Source organism: Pseudomonas sp. HMWF006 (genome assembly GCF_003061205.1).
GTDB classification, from domain to species: Bacteria; Pseudomonadota; Gammaproteobacteria; order Pseudomonadales; family Pseudomonadaceae; genus Aquipseudomonas; species Aquipseudomonas monsensis.
The window spans coordinates 444-3902 of record NZ_QAIU01000580.1 but is presented as its reverse complement, the minus strand read 5'-3'; the positions used below and the strand labels follow the sequence as shown (position 1 = coordinate 3902).

5 protein-coding genes are annotated in these 3459 nt (G+C 62.4%); 3 read left to right on the top strand and 2 right to left on the bottom strand.

From position 1 onward, the window contains the following. Nucleotides 1–17 precede the first annotated feature (17 nt). Genes DBR24_RS26635 through DBR24_RS26625 form a run of 3 tightly spaced genes read left to right on the top strand, consistent with a single transcriptional unit; the run spans nt 18 to nt 2686 of the window. Nucleotides 18–881 carry a metal ABC transporter ATP-binding protein gene (locus DBR24_RS26635; RefSeq protein ID WP_128616204.1) on the top strand — a complete coding sequence of 288 codons (864 nt, stop codon included), beginning with the start codon at nt 18–20 and terminating at the stop codon, nt 879–881. Next, on the top strand, nt 881–1780 hold the full coding sequence (locus tag DBR24_RS26630) for a metal ABC transporter permease (RefSeq protein ID WP_123467302.1): 900 nt from the start codon (nt 881–883) through the stop codon (nt 1778–1780). Before DBR24_RS26635 ends, DBR24_RS26630 begins: the two co-directional genes overlap by 1 nt. Beyond that, nucleotides 1781–2686: a metal ABC transporter solute-binding protein, Zn/Mn family gene (locus DBR24_RS26625; protein ID WP_128616203.1), complete on the top strand. Its 906-nt coding sequence runs from the start codon at nt 1781–1783 to the stop codon at nt 2684–2686. Nucleotides 2687–2818: 132 nt separating this feature from the next. Here the strand turns inward: DBR24_RS26625 and DBR24_RS26620 are convergent, their stop codons facing one another. After that, nucleotides 2819–3043, bottom strand: coding sequence for an MbtH family protein (locus DBR24_RS26620; RefSeq protein WP_123466418.1), 225 nt, complete (start codon nt 3041–3043; stop codon nt 2819–2821). A gap of 83 nt (nt 3044–3126) precedes the next feature. Next, nucleotides 3127–3459, bottom strand: a 333-nt coding sequence (locus tag DBR24_RS31350; RefSeq protein ID WP_256591869.1) for an aminotransferase class III-fold pyridoxal phosphate-dependent enzyme, incomplete at its 5' end; no start/stop codon positions are given.

Sequence of the window (3459 nt, the reverse complement as noted above, 5' to 3'; positions counted from 1 at the left end):
ATTAAGGAGTCCGGCGCATGACTTCCAAAGAAAACCTGATCGCCGACAACACCGAAACCCCGGTGGGAACGAGCTTGCTCGCGAAAGCGCCGGATCTACCGACATCATTGTTGAATGACACACCGCATTCGCGAGCAAGTCGAATCGTCGCACCGTCGCTCCCACAGGTTTCGGGGCCGACGCTGGAATTTGCGCAGGTCAGTCTGACGCTCGGCCGCACAACCATTCTCGACAACGTCAGCTTCCAGGTGCAGCCCGGCAGCGTGCACGCACTGGTTGGCCCCAACGGCGGCGGCAAGAGTTCGCTGATCAAGACCTTGCTCGGGCAGATGCCGCATCAGGGCCAGCTCAGCCTGCAATGGCCCGGCGCGCCCGGCACCATCGGTTACGTGCCACAAGCATTGGAGTTCGATCGCGGCTTGCCAATGACGGTCGACGATTTCATGGCCGCCATGTGCCAGCGTCGCCCGGCGTTTCTCGGTTTGAGCAAGCACTACGCCGGCGCCATCGGTGAAGCGCTGGAACGCGTCGGCATGCAGGACAAACGCAAACGCCGCATGGGCGCCTTGTCCGGCGGCGAACGGCAGCGCGTGCTTCTCGCCCAGGGTTTGATCCCGGCGCCGCAATTGCTGGTCCTCGATGAGCCGATGTCGGCCCTCGATGAAGCCGGGATTCAGGTGTTCGAACGCCTGCTCGCAGACTGGCGTGCCGCAGGCATTACCGTGTTGTGGATCGAGCATGACCTGGAAGCCGTTGGCCGTCTGGCCAATCGCGTCACCGGTCTCAACCGTCGCGTGCTGTTCGACGCCACGCCGCAACAGGCACTGACCCCGGAACGCCTGCTGACCTTGTTCTCGACCCATCCACGGAGTGGTGCCTGATGAGTTACGAAGCCTTCCGTTTGATGGTCCAGGGTTGGGCCTCGTCCGGTTATCTGCCGGAAGCATTGGCCTACGGTTTTGTCGTCAATGCGCTGCTTGCCGGACTGTTGATCGGTCCAGTACTCGGCGGCCTTGGCACGCTGGTGGTGGTCAAGCGCTTTGCGTTTTTCTCTGAAGCGGTCGGCCACGCGGCGCTGACCGGCGTGGCCATCGGCATTCTGCTTGGCGAACCCTACACCGGGCCGTACGGCAGCCTGTTCGGTTACTGCCTGTTGTTCGGCATCCTGCTCAACTACCTGCGCAACCGCACGGGTCTGGCGCCGGACACCTTGATCGGCGTGTTCCTCTCGGTATCGCTGGCCCTGGGGGCGAGCCTGCTGCTGATTCTGGCGGGCAAGATCAACGTGCACATTCTGGAAAACGTGCTGTTCGGCTCGGTACTGACGGTCAATGGCAATGATCTGGCGGTGCTGGCCATCGTCGGTTCGCTGGTCATGGCCCTGGCGCTGCCGCTGTACAACCGCATCATGCTCGCCAGTTTCAACCCGCAACTGGCGGCGGTACGTGGCGTGGCCGTGAAGACCCTGGATTATCTGTTCGTGATTCTGGTGACGCTGATCACCGTCGCCGCAGTGAAAGTGATCGGTGCGATTCTGGTCGGCGCCCTGCTGGTGATTCCCGCCGCCGCTGCGCGGTTGCTCAGCCAGTCGCTGAAAGGCTTTTTCGGGTGCTCGGTAGTGATCGCCACGGTCAGCACCTTGTGCGGGATTCTGGCGCCGATCGTGTTCGATCTGCCGATTCCGTCCGGCGCCGCGATCATTCTGGTCGCCGGCATTGCCTTCGCCCTCGCCGCCATCGCGCGCGGGGTTGTCCCGAGTCTGAAAGGGAACCTTGGATAAATGACTTTTTCTCTGCGAAAACTGACCCTGGCCATCACGCTGTGCGGTGTGGTCGGCACACCGTTGCTGGCGGCCGAAAACGCCAAGCCCCTGCGCGTGCTGGCCTCGTTGCCGATCACTTACGGCTTGAGCGAAGTGCTGCTCAAAGGCACTGACGTCAACCTTGAACGTGCGGCGCCGGCAAATCTGCCGGGCAGTCGTCAGACCGCGTACTTCACCGGTCGTGGTGCTCCGGCGCTGAGCAAACTGGCGACCGATGCCGATGCCGTGATCGGCGTGCGTTCGCTGTGGGCCGATGATCCGCTGTACCCGATCGCCCGGCGCAGCAATATCCGCATCGTTGAAGTCGACGCCGCGCGCCCGGTGGACGGCGCCCTGCCCGGCATTGCCGTGCAACCGGGCCTGAAGGTTGATGGCCTGAACAGTCAGCCCTGGCTGGCGAGCAATAACATGGGGCGCATGGCCGACGTGATGGCGGCGGACCTGGTGCGCCTGGCCCCTAGCGCCAAGCCTGCCATTGAGGCGAATCTGGCGGCATTGAAACAGCGCCTGCTGAAACTCAGTGCCGACAGCGAGGCGCGTCTGGCCAGCGCTGACAATCTGAGCGTGATGAGTTTGAGCGATCACTTTGGTTATCTGATCGGCAGCATGAACCTGGAACTGATCGGCCAGGATCCTCGACCGGATGCGGAGTGGACGGCAGAGGATCTGAAGAAACTCACGACAACGCTCAAGGACAACGATGTCGCGGTGGTACTGCATCATCGCCAGCCTTCGGAGCCAGTGAAAGCGGCGATTGCCGAATCGGGTAGTCGTCTGGTGGTGTTGAGCACCGATGCGGCGGACCCGGTGGCGGAGCTTGAGGGGAATGTGGATTTGCTGCTCAAAGGTCTGAGCGGGGCTTAGTTTCAGCCGAAACCGCGTTACCGTTCATCGCTAGCAGGCTAGCGATAGGGCCTGCCCAGCCAACACAAATCCGGGGCATGAAAAAACCCGCTGACCGTCTCCGGTTCAGCGGGTTTCTTTTTGCCCGGCAGCTTATTGCGCGGCAACCTGCGCTTCCATTTTCTGCCGCAGGCTCAGTGGGCGCATATCGGTCCAGACCTCTTCGATGTAGGCCAGGCATTCCTTTTTCAGGCCGCTCTTGCCCACGGTGCGCCAGCCTTGCGGCACGGCTTTGTAGTCCGGCCAGATCGAGTACTGCTCTTCGTGGTTGACCACGACCTGAAAGAGGATGTCCTCGCGGTCGAATACTGACGTCATGCTGGTTCTCCATCGTTGTAAGGGTGGGCCGCACCACAGGTGCAGCCGGGTATGTAGAAAGAACGTGCGCCGCGGCAAAAAATTTACAGCGCAGCGGTGGCAGCGGCCAACGCGCGACCGAAGATCTCGGCGACGCGATCAATTTCGGTGGCAGTGATCACCAGCGGCGGCAGGAAGCGCACCACCGCGCCGTGACGACCGCCCAGTTCGAGGATCAGGCCGCGTTTGAGGCACTCGCGCTGCACCAGCGGTGCCAGGCGAGCGAAGGCCGGTGGATGACCGAGCGCGTCCACCGGGCCACTTGGATCGACCAGTTCAACCCCGAGCATCAGGCCCCGCCCACGGATATCGCCCAGTTGCGGGAAGTCGCGCTGCAGAATGCGCAGATGCTCGCTGAGGCGTGCGCCCATGGCTTC

Excerpts from the sequence above, each read along its gene's own strand:
- DBR24_RS26635 (WP_128616204.1), top strand. The coding sequence starts at position 18 with ATGACTTCCAAAGAAAACCTGATCGCCGACAACACCGAAACCCCGGTG.
- DBR24_RS26630 (WP_123467302.1), top strand. The coding sequence starts at position 881 with ATGAGTTACGAAGCCTTCCGTTTGATGGTCCAGGGTTGGGCCTCGTCC.
- DBR24_RS26625 (WP_128616203.1), top strand. The coding sequence starts at position 1,781 with ATGACTTTTTCTCTGCGAAAACTGACCCTGGCCATCACGCTGTGCGGT.
- DBR24_RS26620 (WP_123466418.1), bottom strand. The coding sequence starts at position 3,043 with ATGACGTCAGTATTCGACCGCGAGGACATCCTCTTTCAGGTCGTGGTC.